Raw genomic sequence first — 17,570 nt, forward strand, 5'->3', positions numbered from 1 at the left:
TACCAGCCGGTCGGTACGGCGGTGGCCTTCCGGCGGCACGGCACCACTCGAGTGCGATTCGCGAGGTCAGCCGAGAGTGATCACCGGCACGAGCTTGTGGAGCAAGGCGACGAGCTGCCGGCGTTCCGCGGGAGAGAACGCGGCGAAGGCCTCCGCCTGACGCTCGCGCCGGCGGGCCAGCAGGCGGGTCAGCCGTTCGCTGCCGTTCGGGGTCAACGTCACCAGGACCTTGCGCTCGTCTTCGGGTGACCGGCGACGCACCACGACTCCGGCGGCTTCCAGTTGCTGGAGCATCCGGGTGGCCGTGGGGATGGACACGTCGGCCGCGGCAGCGAGCCGGCCGACCGGCAGTTCCGGTTCGGCCGCCAGGGGCTCGAGGAGCGTGACCTGGGGTAGCGACAGCCCGCCGTCGCGGTCCGCGCCCGCCGAGCGGGCCTTGCGCATGGCGAAGAACACCGCGTCGGCCGCCTGGACGAGCTCGTCGACCTCGGCGGCCGTCGGCGGGTGGTTGCCGGTCGTCGTCATGCGAGTTAGTCTAGCAAAGCAATAGTTAGCAACCTAGCTATTAGGAGGCTAGGCACCATGAGCGACCGGATCGACGTCCACCAGCATCTCCTCCCCGCCCGCTACCGGGCAGCACTGGAAAGCAGCGGCACGACGGCAGGCGGGTGGCCGACGCCTTCCTGGAGTCCCGGCGACGCGACCGCGATGATGGACGACGCGGGCATCGCCACCGGAGTGCTGTCCCTCAGCGCACCAGGTGTCCACTTCGGCGACGACGCCGCGGCTCGCGACCTGGCGCGCGAGGTGAACGACTTCCAGGCCGAGCTCGTCAAGGACGCCCCTGATCGCTTCGGGCACTTCGCCGTGCTCCCGTTGCCGGACTTCGACGGCGCGGTCGCCGAGGCGGTGCGCGCACTCGACGAGCTGCACGCCGACGGCGTCGTCCTGCTGTCCAACGCCCGGGGTCGCTACCTGGGCGACCCCGCGTACGAACCACTGTGGACGGAGCTGGCCGCGCGCCGCGCCGTGGTGTTCGTGCACCCGGCCGAGCCGCCGATCGCGCGCCTCGACGGTTTGCCGAGCCCGCTGCTGGACTTCCCGTTCGACACCACGCGCACCGCACTCGACCTGGTGGCGCACGGGGTGTTCGACCGGCACCCGCAGCTGCGGATCATCCTCTCGCACGCGGGAGGGTTCCTGCCGTTCGCGGCGCACCGGTTCACCGGCGCGGCGATGTTCAACCCCGGCACCACTCCGGACGGCATCCTGGCCGGGCTGCGCAGGTTCTACTTCGACACGGCGTTGTCCGCCTCGGCGACGTCGCTGCCGTCGCTGTTCGCCTTCGCCGAGCCGGGGCACGTCCTCTACGGCAGTGATTTCCCGTTCGCACCGAAGGAGTGGCGAGGCGAGTTCGACCGGTACCTCACCACCTACGACGGCCCCGGCGCGGAACGGTTCCCCGACATCGACCGCGGCGCGGCGGAGGCGTTGTTCCCCCGGCTCACCACCGGCTGACGTCGTTCGCGCTGTCACGCAGCATGGCGCGCATCAACGTTTGCCCCACCGATCGCGGACAGGACGAGGAGCTCGCCCGTCCTGTCCGATGTCCAAACGGATCCCCGCCGAACCGGCACCCTTCCACGACGCGTAGTTCCGGTCCTCCCTCAGAAGCTGTCGCTGCCTTGCAGCAAACTGGTGACCGCCAAGGCGTCGGTGCGGCGGTCCGTGCGAGGATGCGATCATGGGCTCGGACTGGGACTGGACGTTGTCATTTCCGAGCGGCACCCTGAACCCCGCGACGATCGAGCTGCTGCTGGACCTGGCGCACACGTCCGGGCTGACGCCGCACCGGCCGGGTGGCGGGATCAACGGCTTCGACAACGCGGCGGGCCGCGAAGGCGAGCACCGGGTGCACGACTGGGACCAGCTGGTGCAGGGCCTCGCGACCGGATCGTGGTCGACCAACCTGTGGACCGCCGCCGAAGAGGACGTCTGGCTGTCCACCAAGCCGGACCGCGGGAGTGGCTGGGACTTCGCCTACCTGTCGTTGGACGCGTGCTACTGCGCGCGGACTCCCGGTGGTGCCAGGGCCGAACCGTTCCGGCGGCTGCACCGGCTGCTGACCGAACTGTGGATCGCGATCGCGGACGAGACCGGGGCGTTGTTCGGTCGCGTCGAGGACGAGTGGTCGCTGGAGCAGATCTGGTCCGAGCTCCCTGATCCGCTCGCCGGGGACGCTCCGCCGGCTCGGGGTGCCTGGCCGGACTGGCTGAGCTGGTGGACCTACTTCGCCGCCGACCACCACCGGCTGCCCGCACCCGTCACCGCGGAGCTTGGCGCCGACATCCGCCGATCCCCCGGTGGCGCGGCTGTGATCGCGTTGTCGACGGATCCGGCTGCGGTCGACGAGTTGCGGTTCGCCCGCGTGAACCAAGCGTACCGGCGGACCGTCGCAGCCGGTCTTCGTCGCGGCTAGGCAGCGACGCGCCTCAGACGACGCGGGACGCGTGCCACGACGCCAAGAGCCGCAGCCAGTCCGCGTCGGGGCTGCCCGGCTCGGCGGTGAACACCAGCATGACCGGCCCGGGGTTGCCGGGTAGCGGGTAGGTGTCCCAGTCCAGCAGGATGTCGCCCACCGCGGGGACCCGGAAGGTCTTGGTGCCGCGCACCGACTCGCGGACGTCGTGGCGCGCCCACAACCGGCGGAACTCGGCGCTGCGGATGCTCAGCTCGCCGACGATCGCGGTGGCGCGGGGATGGGTGGGATCGGTGGCGACGGCCGCGCGCATCATGCCGATGTAGTCCAGCGCCTGCTTCTCCCAGTCCGGACAGCTCCTCTGCGCGGTCCGCGCGTCGTCGAACAGCAGCAGAAGCATGTTGAGCCGGTCCGGCGGGTAGTCGTCCGGGTCGCCGAGCAGCGCCTCGGCCATCGGGTTCCAGTCGAGCAGGTCGAGGTGCCTGCCGAGGACGACCGCCGGGGTGTCGATCACCCGCAGCAGCCGGCGGGTGCGGTCCGGCACGCGCTCCGGCTCGCGGGTTACCGGGACGGGCGCCGGGCGGCGGGCGGCGTGGCCCAGGGCGAACAGGTGCCGGCGTTCCTCTTCGCCGAGGCCGAGCGCGCCGGCGAGCGCCGCCAGGACGTCGTCGGACGGGCGGACGTCGCGGCCCTGCTCGATCCGCTGGTAGTAGTCGGTGCTCAGCCCGGCCAGCAACGCCATCTCTTCGCGCCGCAGCCCGGTGACCTTGCGCCTGCCGCCGGGCTCCAGTCCGACGTCGTGGGGACGCAACCGGGTGCGCCGGGCCCGCAGGAACTCCCCGAGTTCGCGGGCGAAGGGATGCGGACTGCTCATACCCCCAGTGTGACTGCTCCGCGGGTGCCCAGGGTGGTTCGCGCAGACCCAGGCACCCGAGACCGACCGAGTCCGCCCGGACGGCTCCTAACGTCGTCGGCACAGCGACCCCGACCTCCCGCAGGAGCAGCAGATGACCGGATGGACCGCCGACCGCATTCCCGACCAGCACGGCCGCGTCGCCGTCGTGACCGGGGCGAACTCGGGCCTCGGCCTGGTCACCGCCACCGAACTGGCTCGTCACGGCGCCCACGTCGTCCTCGCCGTCCGCGACACCGCCGCCGGCGAGCAGGCCGCTCGCCGGATCGGCGGCGACACCGAGGTGCGCGAACTCGACCTGGCCTCCCTCGGCTCGGTCCGCGCCTTCGCCGCCAAGCTGGCCGTCGACCACCCGGCGCTGGACCTGCTGGTCAACAACGCCGGTGTGGTTCTGCTCGGCCCGCGCCGCACCTCGGCCGACGGCTTCGAGCTGCAGTTCGCCACCAACGTGCTGGGCCACTTCGCCCTGACCGGCCTGCTGCTGGACAACCTGGCCGCGGGGAAGGACGCGCGGGTGGTCAACCTCAGCTCCATCACCCACAAAACCGCCGACCTGGACTTCGACGACCTGATGTACGAGCGCGGGTACCGGGCCGCCACCGCCTACGGCCGGTCGAAGCTCGCCACCACGATCTTCGGGCTCGAGCTGGACCGTCGTCTGCGCTCCGCGCGGCTGCCGATCACGAGCGTGCTGGCCCACCCCGGTATCACCCGGACCAACCTGACCCCGCGCGCCTGGGAACACCGTGGCCGGCTGGGGCGGACGATCGCGCGGCTCGGCCTGCTGGCCACCCAGCCGGTGGAACGGGGCGCGCTGCCCCAGCTGTACGCCGCCACGGCACCCGGCGTGCAGGGCGGCCAGTTCTTCGGACCGGCCGGCCTCGCGGAGACGCGCGGCCGCGTCACCGAGGCTCGGCTCACCCCGAAAGCAGCCGACCCGACCACCGGACGGCGGCTCTGGGCCGCGGCCCAGGCACTGACCGGGGTCGATTACCTCTGAACTCGGCCACCGGCCGAACGGCCGTCCGCCCTCTCGTGCCGATGAGGTGATAACAGGATGCACGCGGAGCACTTGGCGCGTAGTTTCAGCGACTTCACCCGAGTACCAGGGAAGTTGATCGCGTGCCGGACGACGAACTGTCAGCGCTGTGGCAGCGGCAGTGGCCCGATTGCCCTCCGCTCGCCGATGAGCTCAAGCTGGCCTACCGCGACCGATGGGTACGGTTTCACAGCCTGCCCGAATCCCAGCGCTATCCCGAAACCGAAGCCGAGTACGACATCGTGCTCAATCGCTACAACACCGTCTTGGACGAACTGTTCCACGACCGGGAAGTCCGGATCGTCACCACCGGTTGGTCCGACGCGAGCGAACCCCCGGCGCTGTCCGCACAACACGCACGCTGGAACCCGGGCGCCGAACACTGGACGTCCCTGCTCACCGACGAGGACGAAACCGATCCCGACTACATCAGCTACACCCACCTCTACGTCAGCTGCCGGCTCTGGCAACCCGGCCTCGCGAACGAACTGCTCCGCGCCGCCGCCGACGACGCCACCGTCGGCGTGATGATCACCAGCCTTGCCTTCGACCGCGTACATCACCCGTACGACGGAGGCGCCGACATCCTGCTGCCCACCACCGACGAACGCGACGCCCTCGAACGCCGCCACGCCGACTGGCTCTCCGACCACCCTTCCGGCTACTGAGTATTCGGGCTTCACGCGCCGCCGGGCACTTTACCGAACCCGAACACCACGCTGATCCCGCTCTGTCGTGCGGCTCTTAGCGTGCAGGCATGGCCCCCGTGACGCGTCTCCTGATTCCGGCACTGACCGTGGCACTCGCCTCGACCGCGGTGGCGTGCAGTACCGGCAGCTCGGCGCCTTCCCAGCCCTCCGGCGCGGCGGGCAGCAAGCCGAACGTCGTTCTGGTGCTCACCGACGATCTCTCGATGAACCTGCTGCAGTACATGCCGCACGTGCGGGAAATGGCCGAGACCGGCACCTCCTTCGCCAACTACACGGTGACCGACTCGCTGTGCTGCCCGTCGCGGGCGTCGCTGTTCACCGGCATGCTGCCGCACGACACCGGCGTGTTCACCAACGGTGGCCAGGACGGCGGCTACGCCGTGTTCCACGGCCGCGGCGAGGACAACTCGACCTATGCCACGTCGTTGCAGCAGGCCGGCTACCGCACCGCCATGATGGGCAAGTACCTCAACGGGTACGACCCCCAGACCGATGCCGTGCCGCCGGGCTGGAACGAATGGGACGTCGCCGGGAACGGCTACGGCGAATTCGACTACGACCTCAACGAAAACAGCACGGTCAAGCACTACGGCAAGAAGCCCGAGGACTACCTCGTCGACGTCATGGCGGGCAAGGCCGCGCAGTTCGTCTCGAGCTCGGCGGCCGCGCACACGCCGTTCGCGATCGAGCTCGCCACCTTCGCCCCGCACGGCCCCTACACCCCGGCTCCCCGGGACGCCGACGCCTTTCCCGGCCTCACCGCGCCGCGCGGGCCCGCCTTCGACGCGCTGCCTTCCGCCGCGCCGCCGTGGCTCGCGTCCCGCACACCGCTGACGGACAAGGAAAAGAAGACCATCGACAAGGACTTCCGCAAACGCGCGCAAGCCGTCCAGTCGGTCGACAAGCTGGTCGGCACCGTCCAGGACGCGCTGGACAAGGCGGGCGTCCGCGGTGCCACCGACATCGTCTTCACCTCGGACAACGGCTACCACATGGGCGAATACCGCCTCACCCCCGGAAAGCAGACGGCGTTCGACACCGACGTGCACGTGCCGCTGGTGGTCACCGGGCCCGGCGTCAAGGCCGGCGCGACGGTGGACCAGCCGGTGGAGAACATCGACCTGCGGCCGACGTTCGAGGAACTCGCCGGCGCCGCCACGCCTCCGCGGGTCGACGGCGAGAGCCTGGTGCCCCTGCTGACCGGAACCACACCGCGAGCCTGGCGCACGGCCGCTCTGGTCGAGCACCACGGCCCGGACTTCGACAAAGCGGATCCGGACAAGCCGAAGAAGAACAGCGGCAACCCGAGCACCTACGAAGCGATCCGCGGCGCCACGTTCACCTACGTCGAGTACACCGACGGCACCAAGGAGTACTACGACCGCCGCTCGGACCCGGATGAACTGCGCAACACCGCGGCCCAGCTGGCCCCGGACGAAGCGAACCGGCTGCACGACACCCTGCAGGCGATGACCTCCTGCCACGGCGCGACCGCCTGCCGGCACTGAACCGGCCGGAGGGCGAGCATCCGGCGGACGTGCACGCCCGGCACGGCGTGGGCGCAAGCGCTTCCGGACCGCCGGGCAACCGTCATGGCCTTCCCGGCGTACTGGAGACATGACGTCGTCGAAGTCCTGGCTGCCCGAGGCCGCCCTGTTGTGGCTTCCCCTCGTGGTGCTGGTCGGCGGGATCGCGGTCGTGTGGACCGGCATCTCGATGGCCGCGGACGTGAACCGGTCGGCGGGGCTCTTCCCCGGGCGGGTCGTCGCGACCGGCGTCCGGGAGCACCTCACCGCGGACGTCCGGTACACCGGACCCGACGGGGTGACCAGGACGGAGACGTTCGAGCACAACCAGGGAAGAGTGATCGTCCCGGGGCGCCGGGTGCAGATCCGGGTGTGGCCGGACGAACGGCGCGCGGAATTCGACGAAGGCGACAAGCACACCGGGCCGATCGTCGTCGGCAGCCTGCTGACCCTGCTCGGCGCGAGCGCCACCGTCCTGCTGTTCATGTGGCACCACGGCGTCCGGCTGGACGTGAAGGCGAAGAAGTGGCAGACGCGGTTCGACGCGTGCTTGTGGTGGCTGTCTCGCTGGCGTTGAAGGTGCTCGCCTACGGTTTCGACGACGACCGGTCCGGCCTGACTACCCGGACCGCCCTCCGAGGTTGTCGACCATCAAGGCGAGCGTGAACTCGAAGCGGTCGTTCCCGCTCCCCGACGTCAGCTCCGCCGCATGCCGCCGGGTCTGCGGGAACGTCCCGGCCGGCAACGCGGTGAACCGGCTCAGCAGCTCCTCGCGGCCGAGGACCCAGTCGTCGTCCGGGTGCTTGCGCCGCTGCTGGACCAGCGACTGCTCCAACGCGTACGCGCTCACGTACAGGGACAGCGCGTCGAGTGCCCACGCGGCGGTCCGCGGCTCGATCCCCCCGGCGAGCAAGATCGCGAAAAGCCCTTCGCGGACCCGCAGCGCCTCGAGGTTGGTGGGGACCGTGGCCAGCGCCGCCCGGGACACTCCCGGATACCTCAGGTACTGGTCGCGGATCTGCGTGTACGCCTCGACGATCTGCGTCCGCCACGTGGCCGGGTCCGGTTCGGGCAGCACGATCCGCGCGCAGAGCCTGCCGATGAGCAGGTCGTCGATGTCGTCCTTGTTCACGATGTGCGCGTACAGCGACGACGGCCCGCTGCCGAGCACCGCCGCCACCCGGCGGATGGTCAGCGCGTTGTATCCCTCGGTCGCCACCACCTGCAGGGCCGCGTCGGCGATCCGGTCGGCCGTGATCGGCGTCTTGGGCGACGCCGGCGCGGCGGGGTCGCCCGCGGGCCGGGCGTGCCGGGCTGCTCGGCGTTGCCGGGGATCAGGAGGCATGCCGGCGACTATAACGGGGACCGAACTAAGTTCGCATGGTAGAACTTAGTTCGTGAGCGACGAACTAAGTTCGATGAAGGTGACCATCGCCGGAGCCGGGCTGGGCGGTCTGTGCCTGGCGCAAGGCCTGCGCCGGGCCGGGATCGAGGCCGGCGTCCACGAGCGCGACCCGGCCGTCACCGCGCGGTTCCAGGGCTACCGGCTCGTGCTGGACCCGACCGGGCTGGCGGCCCTGCGCGGCTGCCTGCCACCCCGCTGGCACCCGCTGCTGGACGCGATCGCCGGCGACGCCTACGGCGAGCGGCTGGTCCTGGACCCGCGGCTGAACAGGATCGGCGAGCTCGGCCCCGGCCGGGCCGGGACCGTGGTCGACCGGCACGTGCTGCGCCACCTGCTGCTCACCGGGCTCAGCGTGCGCACCGGCGCCCCGCTGACCGGCTACGAGCTGCTGGCCGGCGGCCGGGTCGAAGCGCGGTTCGAGCACGCCGATCCGGTCGTCGCCGACCTGCTCGTCGGCGCGGACGGGGTCGGCTCCGCCGTCCGCGCGGTGCTGTCGCCGCGGACCACCCCGACCGACACCGGCGTCCGGTTCGTCATCGGCCGCACGCCGCTGACCGGCCAGTTCGCCGGGCTGTCGCGGGCTTTCGGGTCGAAGATCGCCGGCGACGGCGTGAGCCTGCTGCTCGGCGCGATGCGCTTCCGCACCCCGCCGAAGCAGGCCGCCGAAGAGCTGGCGCCCGAGGTGGTCCTGCCCGACGTCCGCGACTATGTGCGCTGGGCCATGATCCTGCCGCCGGACGGCTCGCTCGGCGAGCTGACCCCGCAGGAGGCCGTGCTGTCCAGGATCGAGGGCTGGCACCCGGACCTGCGGGCCCTCGTCGAGCAGTCCGATCCGGACAACAGCACCCTGCTGTCCATCCGGGTGGTCGAACCCCGGCAGCGCTGGGCACCCGGCCCGGTCACGCTCCTCGGCGACGCCATCCACGCCACGTCACCGACCGGCGGCAACGGCGCGAACACCGCTCTGCGCGACGCCGACCTGCTGCGCCGTTGCCTGACCGAGGGCCGCCGGGACCTCGTCGATGCGGTCGGCGACTACGAGCGGCAGATGTTCGAGTACGGCGCCGAGGCCGTGCGCCACAGCCTCGCCGCGCTCCCCGACTTCGTCCCGCGGCCGGCGGCCGGCGGCCGTGCCGGTTCCCGGTAGCGTGAGCGAACCCGAGCGGTCGCGGGAGTGCGCGCATGTCCACACAGGAGCATGAGAACCGGCGGGCGGTAACAGGTCGGCGGCCCATCGCGACTGGAACAGGAGGATCATGTCGACGAGGAGTGTCTGCCGATGAGCCTGGCTGTCGGAAACGTCGGCGCGTGGCTGGTCCAAGCCTTCCCCGACATTTCCAGCAACCTGATCGCGGCCGCGATCGGCGGTGCGCTGGTCTGGTCGGCGACCACCGCGAGACGGCGCCTCAAGCTGTTTCGCGCACGCAGGTTCTGGCGGGCGCTGGGTGGCCGTCACCCGCTCATCGTCCTGGGAGCGCACGACTTCGGATCGCAGCGTCGGTGGGCCAGAGCCGGCGTGGTGGGCATGGGCGACATCGGGGCCCTTGTGGAGATCGAAGCACAGCTGCGCAAGCTCGGCTTCGCCGGGAGGCTCGCGGAGTCGAAGCAATTGTCACCGCGTGAGCTGAGTTCGGACCTCGTCCTGATCGGCGGACCGGTGGCGAATGCCGTGACGAGAACGATGCTGGCGAAGCTGCGCGGAACGATCTCCTTCGATTTCGCCGATGATCCGGAGCACGAGGCAGCCGTGATCCACGACCTGAGAGCCGGCCGGGTGCTCGCCCCGCAGTACGACGAGTCGGGCTACCCGGTCAGCGACCACGCCGTGATCATCCGGACGCCGAACCCCCTCGCACCGGATACGTCGGAACTCGTCATCGTGGCGGGGTGCTTCGAACACGGTACGGAGGCCGCGGCCGGGAAGCTCGGCGACCGGAAGTTCCTCCGCAGGCTCAAGCGGATGAAGCACTTCGAAGCACTGGTCGAGACCACCGTGGTGGACGGTGCCCACTACGACACCAGGCTCGTCGAAACCCGGCGCATCCCAGGTTTGAACCGGCCGTGACCGTGGTACTGACCGGATTCATCGCTGTCCCCGCTCTTGGAGGGTGCTCGTGCAGATCCAGGTCAACACCGGCCACAACATCCACGGTGGCGAAGGACTGGCCACCTACGTGACCACCGAACTGGAGAACAGCCTCTCCCGGTTCGGTGGATGGCTGACCCGGGTGGAGGTGCACCTCAGCGAGGACGGCGGCAGCAAGCCCGAAGACAAGAAGTGCGTGATCGAAGCGCGACCGGGCGGCAAGCAGCCCGTCGCGGTCACCCACCACGCGACCACTGTGGACGATGCCTGCACGGGCGCGGCGCACAAACTGGGGCGGCTGCTGGATTCCCGGTACGCCCGCGCCCACGACCACAAGGGCAGCGACAGCATCCGGCACATGCCCGCTCCCGAAGACGCACCGCAGAGCTGATCGAGCGCCGCCCGCCGGCCGGGGCCGGTGGGCGGCGCGCTCACCGGCCGGCCGGGTCGCTCGGGTGCGGCTTCAGCGGCGTCACCGTCACCGCCATCCACGGGTGCAGCGGCATCGACTCGAGCACCGCCTGCAGCGTTGCCTCGTCCGTGGCCGCGAACAACCCGATCGTGTGCCACTCCCCCGGGCCTTCCGGGGGCTTCCACAACCGCAGGATGTGCCCCTGCGCCGCCAGTTCCCGGCTCCGCGCCGCCTCGCGGCGGCGCGTGTCCGCCACCTCTTCGTCCGGGGTTCCCGGGGGGACCGTGGTCCGCATGTCGACGAGGAATTCCACGGTCACAACCTCGAGACCTGGTAGTGCGCGATCAGCCACGCGTCATCCGCGCGCCGGAGGACCACGCTCAGGTGGACCGGCAGCGCCGGGCGGTCCGTGAAGCCGAAGTCGACCGCCGCGTACCCGAGGACCACGTCCTCCGCGAGCCGCCGGGACTCCACGACCCGGTAGTCCGCCGTCATGCCGAGCGGCTGCGAGTCGTAGTACGCGGCCACGCCGTCGCGGCCCACGCTGTACGGGTGCAGGCCCTGGAAGATCGCGTCTTCGGTGAACAGCTCGGCGACCCGGGCCGGCTCGTGCGCGTCGACCGCCGACTTCCAGGCCTTCAGCACTCCTTCGAGGATGTCCATGCCGTCAGTGTCCCGCGCTCTGGCCACCGTCGACGTGCAGGATCTCGCCCGTCACGAACGGCGCGCCCTCCAGGTAGACGACCGCGTCGACGATGTCGCCCGGGTCGCCGATGCGCCCGACCGGGTGCAGGCCCGCGAGCGCTTCGTGCGTCGACGCCGGGTGCATCGGGGTGCGGATGATGCCCGGCGACACGGCGTTCACGCGCACGCCGCGCGTGGCGTACTCGATCGCCAGGGACTTCGTGACCGCGTTCAGCCCGCCCTTGGTCAGCGACGCCAGCGCCGAGGGCACCGCGCTGTTGGCGTGGTCGGTCAGGCTGGTCGTGACGTTGACGACGTGCCCGCCGCCGACTTCGAGCATCGCGGCGATCGCGCGCTTCGTGACCTCGAAGAAGCCGCGCAGGTTCACGCCGGTCACGAGGTCGAAGTCGGCGTCGGTGTAGTCGGTGAACGGCTTCGCGACGAAGACACCGGCGTTGTTCACCAGCGTGTCGACGCGGCCGAACGTCGCCAGCGCCTGCTCGATCACGCGGGCGCCGACCGCCGGGTCGGCGATGTCGCCCGGGACGGCGAGGATGCCGGCGTCGCCCGACGGGGTGATGGACCGCGAGTTCGCGACCACGGCGTAGCCGAGCTTCCGGTACGCCTCGACCACGGCCGCGCCGATGCCCTGCGAGGCGCCGGTGACGACCGCGACCTTCTGGGTGCTCATGAAAACCTCCTGGTGAGTGGTGCTTCCTCAGCCGAGGATGTGCCCGCTCACCCGGGTTCGCCACGACCGGTCCGCTCTCAGCTGGGAGGCCGGACCTCCCACCGCACTAAGCTCCCGGTATGGAGCTACGCCAGCTTCGGTACTTCGTGGCCGTCGCCACGGAACTGAACTTCGGCCGGGCCGCGGAGCGGCTGCACATCGCCGGGCCTTCGCTGTCCCAGCAGATCAAGGCCCTCGAACGCGACCTCGGCGTGCGGCTGTTCGACCGCGACCGCCGCTCGGTCACCCTCACCGAATGCGGCGAGTCGCTGCTGCCGCGGGTCCGCGCGCTGTTGGAGCAGGCCGACGAGCTGCGGCGCTCGGCGGCCGGGATCGCCGCGCGCGAGCCGGTGCGGCTGGGCTACGTCAACTGGCGGCCCGCCGACCTGCTCGACCGCGTCGCGGGCGTCGCGCACCTGCACGTCGACACGTGGGTGCTGCCTTCGCACGCCCAGCTGCGCCGGGTCGCCGACCGGAGCATCGACCTGGCGATCTGCTGGGCGCGGGCCGCCGACCTGGCCGAGCACGACCTCGAGGCGCACCTGCTCGGCGCCGACCGCCTCCACGCGATCGGCACCGGCGCCGCCGACGTCGCCGCGAAAGACGTCGTCGTGCTCGTCGACGCCGACACCGCGAGCTGGGCGTCGTGGAACGACTACGCCGAGGAGTTCGCGGCGGCCACCGGTGCGCACGTCGTGCGCATCCACGACGGCGGCGTCACCGGCCCGGCGTTCTTCGACCACGTCCGGCGGCTGCGGCGCCCGGTGCTCAACTCCCCCAAGGGCCAGACCGCGCCGGTGCCGCCGGACCTCGCGCGCCGGGCGGTGACCGGGCCGGCGCCGTTCTGGACGTGGTCGCTGGTGTCCCGCCGGGACGAGACCCGCGCGCCGGTCCGCGCGACCATCGCGGCGCTCACCCGGGACGTCGGCGCGCCGGACCTCGGGTGGCTGCCCGCGGACGACCCGCACGCGGCGCTCAGCCGAACGCCCGCACCGCCACGTCCTGCCAGTCGTTCCACGTCTTGAGCCGGGCCCGGTACTCGTCGGTGACCGCGGCGAGGGACTTGCCGAGGAACATCCGCAGCGGCGGGTCGGCGGCGTCGACGAGGTCGAGGATCGCCGCCCGGGTCGCGTGCGGGTCGCCGACGTCCCAGTTCCCCTCGCCGGCGGCCGGGTAGTCCGGGTTCGGCGTGCTGCGGCGCGAGCCGACTTCCAGCCACTCGGTGGCGTAGGGCCCGGGCTCCAGGTTGGTGACGTGGACGCCGAACTCCGCGACTTCTTGCGCCAGCGACTGGGAAAGGCCCTCCAGCGCCCACTTCGACGCGTGGTAGGCGCCGATGCCGGGGAACGCGACCACACCGCCTTCGCTGGTGACCTGGATGATGTGGCCGCGGCGCTGCGCGCGCAGGATCGGCAGCGCCGCCTGGGTGACCCAGAGCGCGCCGAAGAAGTTCGTCTCCAGCTGCGCGCGGACCTCGTCCTCGGTGAGTTCCTCGACGCGGCCGAAGTGCCCGTAGCCGGCGTTGTTGACGACGACGTCGAGCCCCCCGAAGTGGTCGGCGGCCCGGCGGACGGTGGCGAACGCGGCGGCGCGATCGGTGACGTCGAGGCGGAGCGGGAGGACCGCGTCGCCGAACTCCTCGACGAGGTCGCCGAGCTGCTCGGGGGTGCGCGCGGTGGCGGCGACCCGGTCGCCGCGCTCGAGGGCGGCCTCGGTCCAGTGGCGGCCGAAGCCCTTCGAAGCTCCTGTGATGAACCAGATCATGGTTCCATGCTGAGCTTTCCGGCCCATGAGCACCAGCGATGTCTTCTCATGGAAGCCATGCGAGCTACTCATGGCTAGGCTGACGGCATGAGCGAAGTGACGCTGGCCGGCCTGCGCGTGGTCCGCGAGGTCGCGGCGACCGGCTCGTTCACGGCGGCGGCCGCGGCGCTGGGCTTCACGCAGTCCGCGATCTCGCGGCAGGTGGCGATGATGGAGGCGGCCGCGGGCACGGCGCTGTTCGAGCGGCACGCGCGCGGCGTGCGCCCGACGCCGGCCGGCGCGTCGCTGGCCCGCCACGCCGCCACCGCGCTCGCGGTCGTCGACACCGCGGAGCAGGAGCTGGCCGGCCTGCGCGACCGGCTGGCCGGCCGGCTGTCGGTCGGCGCGTTCCCGGCCGCGGCCGCGGTCCTGCTCCCCCGGGCGCTGGCCGTCCTGCGCACCCGGCACCCCGGGCTGGTCGTCACCCTCGACGAAGGAGCGACCCCGGCGCTGCTCGCCCGGCTGCGCGGCGGCCGCACCGAGGTGGTGGTGATCGGCGTCGGCGAGGGGCTGCCGGGCTACGACCTCGCGGGCCTGCACCAGGACGTGCTGATCGAGGACGACCTGCGCGTCGCGGTCCCGGCCGGGCACCGGCTCGCCCGCCACCGGCGCGCCGGCGTCGCGGACCTGCGCGAAGAGACGTGGATCGTCGGCCGCGGCGGCCGGGGCGAGCCCCAGTTCGGCGCGTGGCCGACGCTCGCCGAGCCCCGCGTCGGTCCGGCGGCCGGCAGCTGGACGACCCGCCTGGGCCTGGTGGCGGCCGGGCTGGGGATCGCGCTGCTGCCGGGCGTCGCGGCGAAGTCGGTGCCGGCCGGGGTCGTGGTGGTGCCGGTCGAGGACCCGGCGTGGCGCGGGCGGAGTGCGGTGGTGGTCACCCGGCCCGGCCGCTCGGCGGGCGCCACGGCGGTCGTCGAGGCGCTCCGGGAGCAGGCCGCCGAGCTGCGCGGCTGACACCGGGGGACGAAACCTGCCCACCCACGGCCGCTCGCCGCGGGGGACAATCGGACGCATGGAGCCCACCGGACAGCCGAAGGAGCTCGGCGACTTCCTCAAGGCGCGCCGGGCGCAGCTGAACCCGCGCGACGTCGGCCTGCCGGAACCCCCCTCGCCGCGGCGCGTGGCCGGGCTCCGCCGCGAAGAGGTCGCGCAGCTCGCCGCGATCAGCGTCGACTACCTGACGCGGCTGGAACAGGGGCGGGTGCAGGCGTCGGCTTCGGTCCTCGCCACCCTCGCCCGCGCGCTGCGGCTCGACGACGACCAGCAGTCCTATGTGTACGAACTGGCGGGCAAGCCCTTCCGCCGGCCGCGGCGCCGGGCGGGCGAGAAGCTGCGCCCGGCCATGAAACGGCTCCTCGACCAGCTCGCGGAGACGCCCGCGATGGTGCTCGGCCGCCGCCTGGACATCGTCGCGTGGAACGACTCGGCCGCCGCGTTGTTCACCGACTTCGCGCGCTACCCCGCGAACCGCCGCAACTACGTGTACCTGCTCTTCGCCGACCCGCTGGTGCGCGCGCTGCACGCGGACTGGGCCGAAGCGGCCCGCACGGCGGTGGCGGCCCTGCGCCTGGAAGCCGCGCGGGACCCGGACGCGCCGGAACTGGCGGAGCTCGTCGGCGAGCTGGCGGTGCACCACCCGGAGTTCCGGACGTGGTGGGCGGCCCACCACGTGACGAGCCAGGGCTACGGCCTCAAGCACTACCGCCACCCGGTGGTCGGCGAGCTCACGCTGGACTGCGACATGTGGGAAAGCCCGGACGGCAGCGGGCAGCGGTTGATGGTCCTGACGGCGGAACCCGGCTCGGCGGCCCGCGATGGATTGCGGATCCTGGCTTCGTGGACCGCCGAGCCCGTCACCGGGTGATCACTTGTCGGCGTGCACGTCGTACGTCATGTGGTAGTCGGCGCCCGCCAACGCGTTGAAGAACGCCGTCAGCGTGCCGATTCCCGCCTGCGTGTCCGTGATCGTCACCGTGCCGAGGGCGTCGTCCTTGCCCCCGTCCTGGTCGACCAGCGTCACCTTCGTCGAGGTCGTGAAGCCGCGCAGCGTGTTCAGCGTGACGGTGTCGCCCTTGCCCAGCTTGTGCGGGCCCGAGACCGTGACGCCGTTCAGCTGCACGAGGATCTCGTCCTTGCCGACCAGGTCGTCCTTCTTCACGCACTTCAGCGTCTTGATGTGCAGTTCCGGCATGTCCCCTCCAGGAGAATCGTCGGTTTCCTGAAGACAAAGGGACCGCCGGCCGCCACCAGATACACCGGTCACCGGCGCACCAGCAGCGCCGTCGCGACGATGCCCGCCACCACCACGGCCGCCAGCGCCAGCATGCTGATCCCCATGCCGTGCGCGAAAGCCGCGCGTGCGGCCGGCGCCAGGTGCGCGTCCACCGCGAGCGCGCCCGCCAGCGAGCCCTCCGCGGCTTCCCGTGCCGCCGGCGGCAGCGCAGCCGTCGCCGGGCCCACCGAATCCCGGTAGGCGGCCGAAAGGACGCTGCCCACGAGCGCGATCCCCAGTGCCGCACCGACTTCGCGCGTCGCGTCGTTCACCGCCGACGCCACGCCGTACTCCGACGGCGGGACGCTGTCGAGGATCGCGCTCGTCGCCGCCGGGGCCGTCACCCCGATGCCCGCGCCCAGCACGCACACCGCGATCGCCAAGGCGGGGTAACCGCTTCCGGCGTCCAGCTGTCCGATGAGGACCATGCCGGCGACGATCACCGCGAGCCCGGCGCACGTCACCACCCGCAGCCCGAACCGGCGCACCAGCGGCGCCGAAGCCAGCGACAGCGGGAAGAGCGACACCGCGACCGGCCACAGCGCCAGCCCCGACTTCAGCGCCGAATACCCCTGCACCAGCTGCAAGTACTGCGCCAGCGCGTAGAACATCCCGAACGCCGCGGTGAACTGGACGGTCACCGAAACCGAGCCGGCCGCGAAAGCCGCGTTGCCGAACAGCCGGACGTCCAGCAACGGGGACGTGCGCCGCAGCTCGAAACCGACGAAGAGCGCGCCCAGCACCAGCCCGCCCGCGATCGACCCGAGGACCACGCCGTGGCCCCAGCCGAGGTCGGCGACGCGCAGGATGCCGAACACGACGGCCCCGATCGCGGACGCGCTCAGCACCGCGCCGCCGGCGTCGAAGGCGTGCGGGGCGCGGTCGCGGGACGTCGGCACGGTCAGGCTCGCGGCCACCAGGACCACCGACAGTGCCGCCGGCCCGAGGAACACCGAATGCCACGAGAAGTGCCGCAGCAGCACCCCGGCCAGGACCAGGCCGCCGAGCCCGCCGACGCCGGCGACCGCGGCCCAGATCCCGATGGCCCGCCCGCGGCGGCCGGCCGGGAAGCTCGCGGTGATGATCGACAGCGTGGCCGGCATGATCATCGCGGCACCGAACCCGGTGACCGCCCGGGCCACGATCAGCCAGGTCGAGGTGTCGAGGAAGACGGGCGCGGCGCAGCCGACGGCGAACACGAGCAGGCCGGCGACGAGCACGCCGCGGCGTCCGTACCGGTCCCCGAGCGCGCCGGCCGGCAGCACGAGCGCGGCCAGCACGAGCGTGTAGACGTCGACGATCCACGTCTGTTCCGCCTGGCTGGCGCCGGTGTCGGCGGCGAGCGCGGGCAGCGCCGCGTTGACGATCGTCACCATGGCGATCACCAGGCCGACCGCCGTGCACATCACGCCGACCGTCCACGCGCGGCGACCGGTGGACAGCGCGCTGTCGCCGGTGGTTTCGAGCTCCGCCCGCATGCACCCGACGCTACGTGCGGCAACCGAGACGCGGGG

General features: G+C 71.9%; 21 protein-coding genes. 12 read left to right on the forward strand and 9 right to left on the reverse strand.

From position 1 onward, the window contains the following. Positions 1–66: 66 nt before the first annotated feature. Positions 67–525: a MarR family winged helix-turn-helix transcriptional regulator gene (locus ACWEVP_RS20115; protein WP_452064062.1), complete on the reverse strand. Its 459-nt coding sequence runs from the start codon at positions 523–525 to the stop codon at positions 67–69. Between the two features lie 57 nt (positions 526–582). Between ACWEVP_RS20115 and ACWEVP_RS20120 the strand changes: the two genes are divergently transcribed. Both ACWEVP_RS20120 and ACWEVP_RS20125 read left to right on the forward strand, forming a co-directional pair. Next, positions 583–1,518 carry an amidohydrolase family protein gene (locus ACWEVP_RS20120; RefSeq protein WP_452064063.1) on the forward strand — a complete coding sequence of 312 codons (936 nt, stop codon included), beginning with the start codon at positions 583–585 and terminating at the stop codon, positions 1,516–1,518. A 226-nt stretch (positions 1,519–1,744) separates the two neighbouring features. Then, positions 1,745–2,479: a hypothetical protein gene (locus ACWEVP_RS20125; protein ID WP_452064064.1), complete on the forward strand. Its 735-nt coding sequence runs from the start codon at positions 1,745–1,747 to the stop codon at positions 2,477–2,479. Between the two features lie 13 nt (positions 2,480–2,492). On the opposite strand, the gene ACWEVP_RS20130 is transcribed toward ACWEVP_RS20125, so the two are convergent. After that, the gene (locus tag ACWEVP_RS20130; protein WP_452064065.1) at positions 2,493–3,353 is read right to left on the reverse strand and encodes a helix-turn-helix transcriptional regulator; all 861 of its coding nucleotides are present in this window, start codon (positions 3,351–3,353) and stop codon (positions 2,493–2,495) included. 133 nt (positions 3,354–3,486) lie between these two features. Between ACWEVP_RS20130 and ACWEVP_RS20135 the strand changes: the two genes are divergently transcribed. The 4 genes from ACWEVP_RS20135 to ACWEVP_RS20150 all read left to right on the forward strand — a co-directional run bounded on the left by ACWEVP_RS20135 (position 3,487) and on the right by ACWEVP_RS20150 (position 7,244). Beyond that, on the forward strand, positions 3,487–4,392 hold the full coding sequence (locus tag ACWEVP_RS20135) for an oxidoreductase (protein ID WP_452064066.1): 906 nt from the start codon (positions 3,487–3,489) through the stop codon (positions 4,390–4,392). A gap of 122 nt (positions 4,393–4,514) precedes the next feature. Beyond that, positions 4,515–5,099, forward strand: coding sequence for a DUF3885 domain-containing protein (locus ACWEVP_RS20140; protein ID WP_452064067.1), 585 nt, complete (start codon positions 4,515–4,517; stop codon positions 5,097–5,099). Positions 5,100–5,188: 89 nt separating this feature from the next. Further along, a complete protein-coding gene (locus ACWEVP_RS20145; protein ID WP_452064068.1) occupies positions 5,189–6,649 on the forward strand; it encodes a sulfatase family protein in 1,461 nt (486 codons plus the stop codon). A 109-nt stretch (positions 6,650–6,758) separates the two neighbouring features. Beyond that, positions 6,759–7,244, forward strand: a complete 486-nt coding sequence (locus ACWEVP_RS20150; protein ID WP_452064069.1) for a hypothetical protein — start codon at positions 6,759–6,761, stop codon at positions 7,242–7,244. 42 nt (positions 7,245–7,286) lie between these two features. Here ACWEVP_RS20150 and ACWEVP_RS20155 read toward each other — a convergent pair whose 3' ends face one another. Further along, positions 7,287–8,012 (reverse strand): TetR/AcrR family transcriptional regulator, encoded by a 726-nt coding sequence (locus ACWEVP_RS20155; protein WP_452064070.1) that lies wholly within the window; start codon positions 8,010–8,012, stop codon positions 7,287–7,289. A gap of 52 nt (positions 8,013–8,064) precedes the next feature. On the opposite strand from ACWEVP_RS20155, the gene ACWEVP_RS20160 reads away from it, so the two are divergent. From ACWEVP_RS20160 to ACWEVP_RS20170, 3 genes are all read left to right on the forward strand, one after another. Further along, entirely contained in the window at positions 8,065–9,219 is a 1,155-nt protein-coding gene (locus ACWEVP_RS20160) for an FAD-dependent oxidoreductase (protein ID WP_452064071.1), read from the forward strand. Between the two features lie 132 nt (positions 9,220–9,351). Continuing rightward, positions 9,352–10,137 (forward strand): hypothetical protein, encoded by a 786-nt coding sequence (locus tag ACWEVP_RS20165; protein ID WP_452064072.1) that lies wholly within the window; start codon positions 9,352–9,354, stop codon positions 10,135–10,137. A 49-nt stretch (positions 10,138–10,186) separates the two neighbouring features. After that, entirely contained in the window at positions 10,187–10,549 is a 363-nt protein-coding gene (locus ACWEVP_RS20170) for an HPF/RaiA family ribosome-associated protein (protein ID WP_452064073.1), read from the forward strand. A 40-nt stretch (positions 10,550–10,589) separates the two neighbouring features. On the opposite strand, the gene ACWEVP_RS20175 is transcribed toward ACWEVP_RS20170, so the two are convergent. From ACWEVP_RS20175 to ACWEVP_RS20185, 3 genes are read right to left on the reverse strand one after another with little or no spacing between them, the layout of a single operon-like run. Next, positions 10,590–10,883: a muconolactone Delta-isomerase family protein gene (locus tag ACWEVP_RS20175; RefSeq protein WP_452064074.1), complete on the reverse strand. Its 294-nt coding sequence runs from the start codon at positions 10,881–10,883 to the stop codon at positions 10,590–10,592. Between the two features lie 2 nt (positions 10,884–10,885). Further along, positions 10,886–11,233, reverse strand: coding sequence for an SgcJ/EcaC family oxidoreductase (locus tag ACWEVP_RS20180; protein ID WP_452064075.1), 348 nt, complete (start codon positions 11,231–11,233; stop codon positions 10,886–10,888). Positions 11,234–11,237: 4 nt separating this feature from the next. Next, complete coding sequence (locus ACWEVP_RS20185) at positions 11,238–11,945, reverse strand: SDR family NAD(P)-dependent oxidoreductase (RefSeq protein ID WP_452064076.1); 708 nt, start codon at positions 11,943–11,945, stop codon at positions 11,238–11,240. Between the two features lie 119 nt (positions 11,946–12,064). Here ACWEVP_RS20185 and ACWEVP_RS20190 point away from each other — a divergent pair, with 119 nt between their 5' ends. Beyond that, positions 12,065–13,009: a LysR family transcriptional regulator gene (locus ACWEVP_RS20190; RefSeq protein ID WP_452064077.1), complete on the forward strand. Its 945-nt coding sequence runs from the start codon at positions 12,065–12,067 to the stop codon at positions 13,007–13,009. Here ACWEVP_RS20190 and ACWEVP_RS20195 read toward each other — a convergent pair. Beyond that, a complete protein-coding gene (locus ACWEVP_RS20195) occupies positions 12,960–13,748 on the reverse strand; it encodes an SDR family NAD(P)-dependent oxidoreductase (protein WP_452064078.1) in 789 nt (262 codons plus the stop codon). The two genes, ACWEVP_RS20190 and ACWEVP_RS20195, sit on opposite strands and share 50 nt — an antisense overlap. An 87-nt stretch (positions 13,749–13,835) precedes the next feature. Here ACWEVP_RS20195 and ACWEVP_RS20200 point away from each other — a divergent pair, with 87 nt between their 5' ends. Together ACWEVP_RS20200 and ACWEVP_RS20205 are read left to right on the forward strand one after the other, a co-directional pair. After that, positions 13,836–14,738 carry a LysR family transcriptional regulator gene (locus ACWEVP_RS20200; protein WP_452064079.1) on the forward strand — a complete coding sequence of 301 codons (903 nt, stop codon included), beginning with the start codon at positions 13,836–13,838 and terminating at the stop codon, positions 14,736–14,738. A 58-nt stretch (positions 14,739–14,796) separates the two neighbouring features. After that, positions 14,797–15,648, forward strand: a complete 852-nt coding sequence (locus ACWEVP_RS20205; RefSeq protein ID WP_452064080.1) for a helix-turn-helix domain-containing protein — start codon at positions 14,797–14,799, stop codon at positions 15,646–15,648. Here the strand turns inward: ACWEVP_RS20205 and ACWEVP_RS20210 are convergent, their stop codons facing one another. Further along, positions 15,649–15,975 carry a hypothetical protein gene (locus ACWEVP_RS20210; protein WP_452064081.1) on the reverse strand — a complete coding sequence of 109 codons (327 nt, stop codon included), beginning with the start codon at positions 15,973–15,975 and terminating at the stop codon, positions 15,649–15,651. It lies immediately after the preceding gene. Between the two features lie 68 nt (positions 15,976–16,043). Beyond that, positions 16,044–17,534 carry an MFS transporter gene (locus ACWEVP_RS20215; protein ID WP_452064082.1) on the reverse strand — a complete coding sequence of 497 codons (1,491 nt, stop codon included), beginning with the start codon at positions 17,532–17,534 and terminating at the stop codon, positions 16,044–16,046. Positions 17,535–17,570: the final 36 nt, after the last annotated feature.

Source organism: Amycolatopsis sp. NPDC003865 (genome assembly GCF_053605345.1).

Coding starts and splice junctions, on each gene's coding strand:
- ACWEVP_RS20115 (WP_452064062.1), bottom strand. CDS start 525: ATGACGACGACCGGCAACCACCCGCCGACGGCCGCCGAGGTCGACGAG.
- ACWEVP_RS20120 (WP_452064063.1), top strand. CDS start 583: ATGAGCGACCGGATCGACGTCCACCAGCATCTCCTCCCCGCCCGCTAC.
- ACWEVP_RS20125 (WP_452064064.1), top strand. CDS start 1,745: ATGGGCTCGGACTGGGACTGGACGTTGTCATTTCCGAGCGGCACCCTG.
- ACWEVP_RS20130 (WP_452064065.1), bottom strand. CDS start 3,353: ATGAGCAGTCCGCATCCCTTCGCCCGCGAACTCGGGGAGTTCCTGCGG.
- ACWEVP_RS20135 (WP_452064066.1), top strand. CDS start 3,487: ATGACCGGATGGACCGCCGACCGCATTCCCGACCAGCACGGCCGCGTC.
- ACWEVP_RS20145 (WP_452064068.1), top strand. CDS start 5,189: ATGGCCCCCGTGACGCGTCTCCTGATTCCGGCACTGACCGTGGCACTC.
- ACWEVP_RS20150 (WP_452064069.1), top strand. CDS start 6,759: ATGACGTCGTCGAAGTCCTGGCTGCCCGAGGCCGCCCTGTTGTGGCTT.
- ACWEVP_RS20155 (WP_452064070.1), bottom strand. CDS start 8,012: ATGCCTCCTGATCCCCGGCAACGCCGAGCAGCCCGGCACGCCCGGCCC.
- ACWEVP_RS20165 (WP_452064072.1), top strand. CDS start 9,352: ATGAGCCTGGCTGTCGGAAACGTCGGCGCGTGGCTGGTCCAAGCCTTC.
- ACWEVP_RS20180 (WP_452064075.1), bottom strand. CDS start 11,233: ATGGACATCCTCGAAGGAGTGCTGAAGGCCTGGAAGTCGGCGGTCGAC.
- ACWEVP_RS20185 (WP_452064076.1), bottom strand. CDS start 11,945: ATGAGCACCCAGAAGGTCGCGGTCGTCACCGGCGCCTCGCAGGGCATC.
- ACWEVP_RS20190 (WP_452064077.1), top strand. CDS start 12,065: ATGGAGCTACGCCAGCTTCGGTACTTCGTGGCCGTCGCCACGGAACTG.
- ACWEVP_RS20195 (WP_452064078.1), bottom strand. CDS start 13,748: ATGATCTGGTTCATCACAGGAGCTTCGAAGGGCTTCGGCCGCCACTGG.
- ACWEVP_RS20200 (WP_452064079.1), top strand. CDS start 13,836: ATGAGCGAAGTGACGCTGGCCGGCCTGCGCGTGGTCCGCGAGGTCGCG.
- ACWEVP_RS20205 (WP_452064080.1), top strand. CDS start 14,797: ATGGAGCCCACCGGACAGCCGAAGGAGCTCGGCGACTTCCTCAAGGCG.
- ACWEVP_RS20210 (WP_452064081.1), bottom strand. CDS start 15,975: ATGCCGGAACTGCACATCAAGACGCTGAAGTGCGTGAAGAAGGACGAC.
- ACWEVP_RS20215 (WP_452064082.1), bottom strand. CDS start 17,534: ATGCGGGCGGAGCTCGAAACCACCGGCGACAGCGCGCTGTCCACCGGT.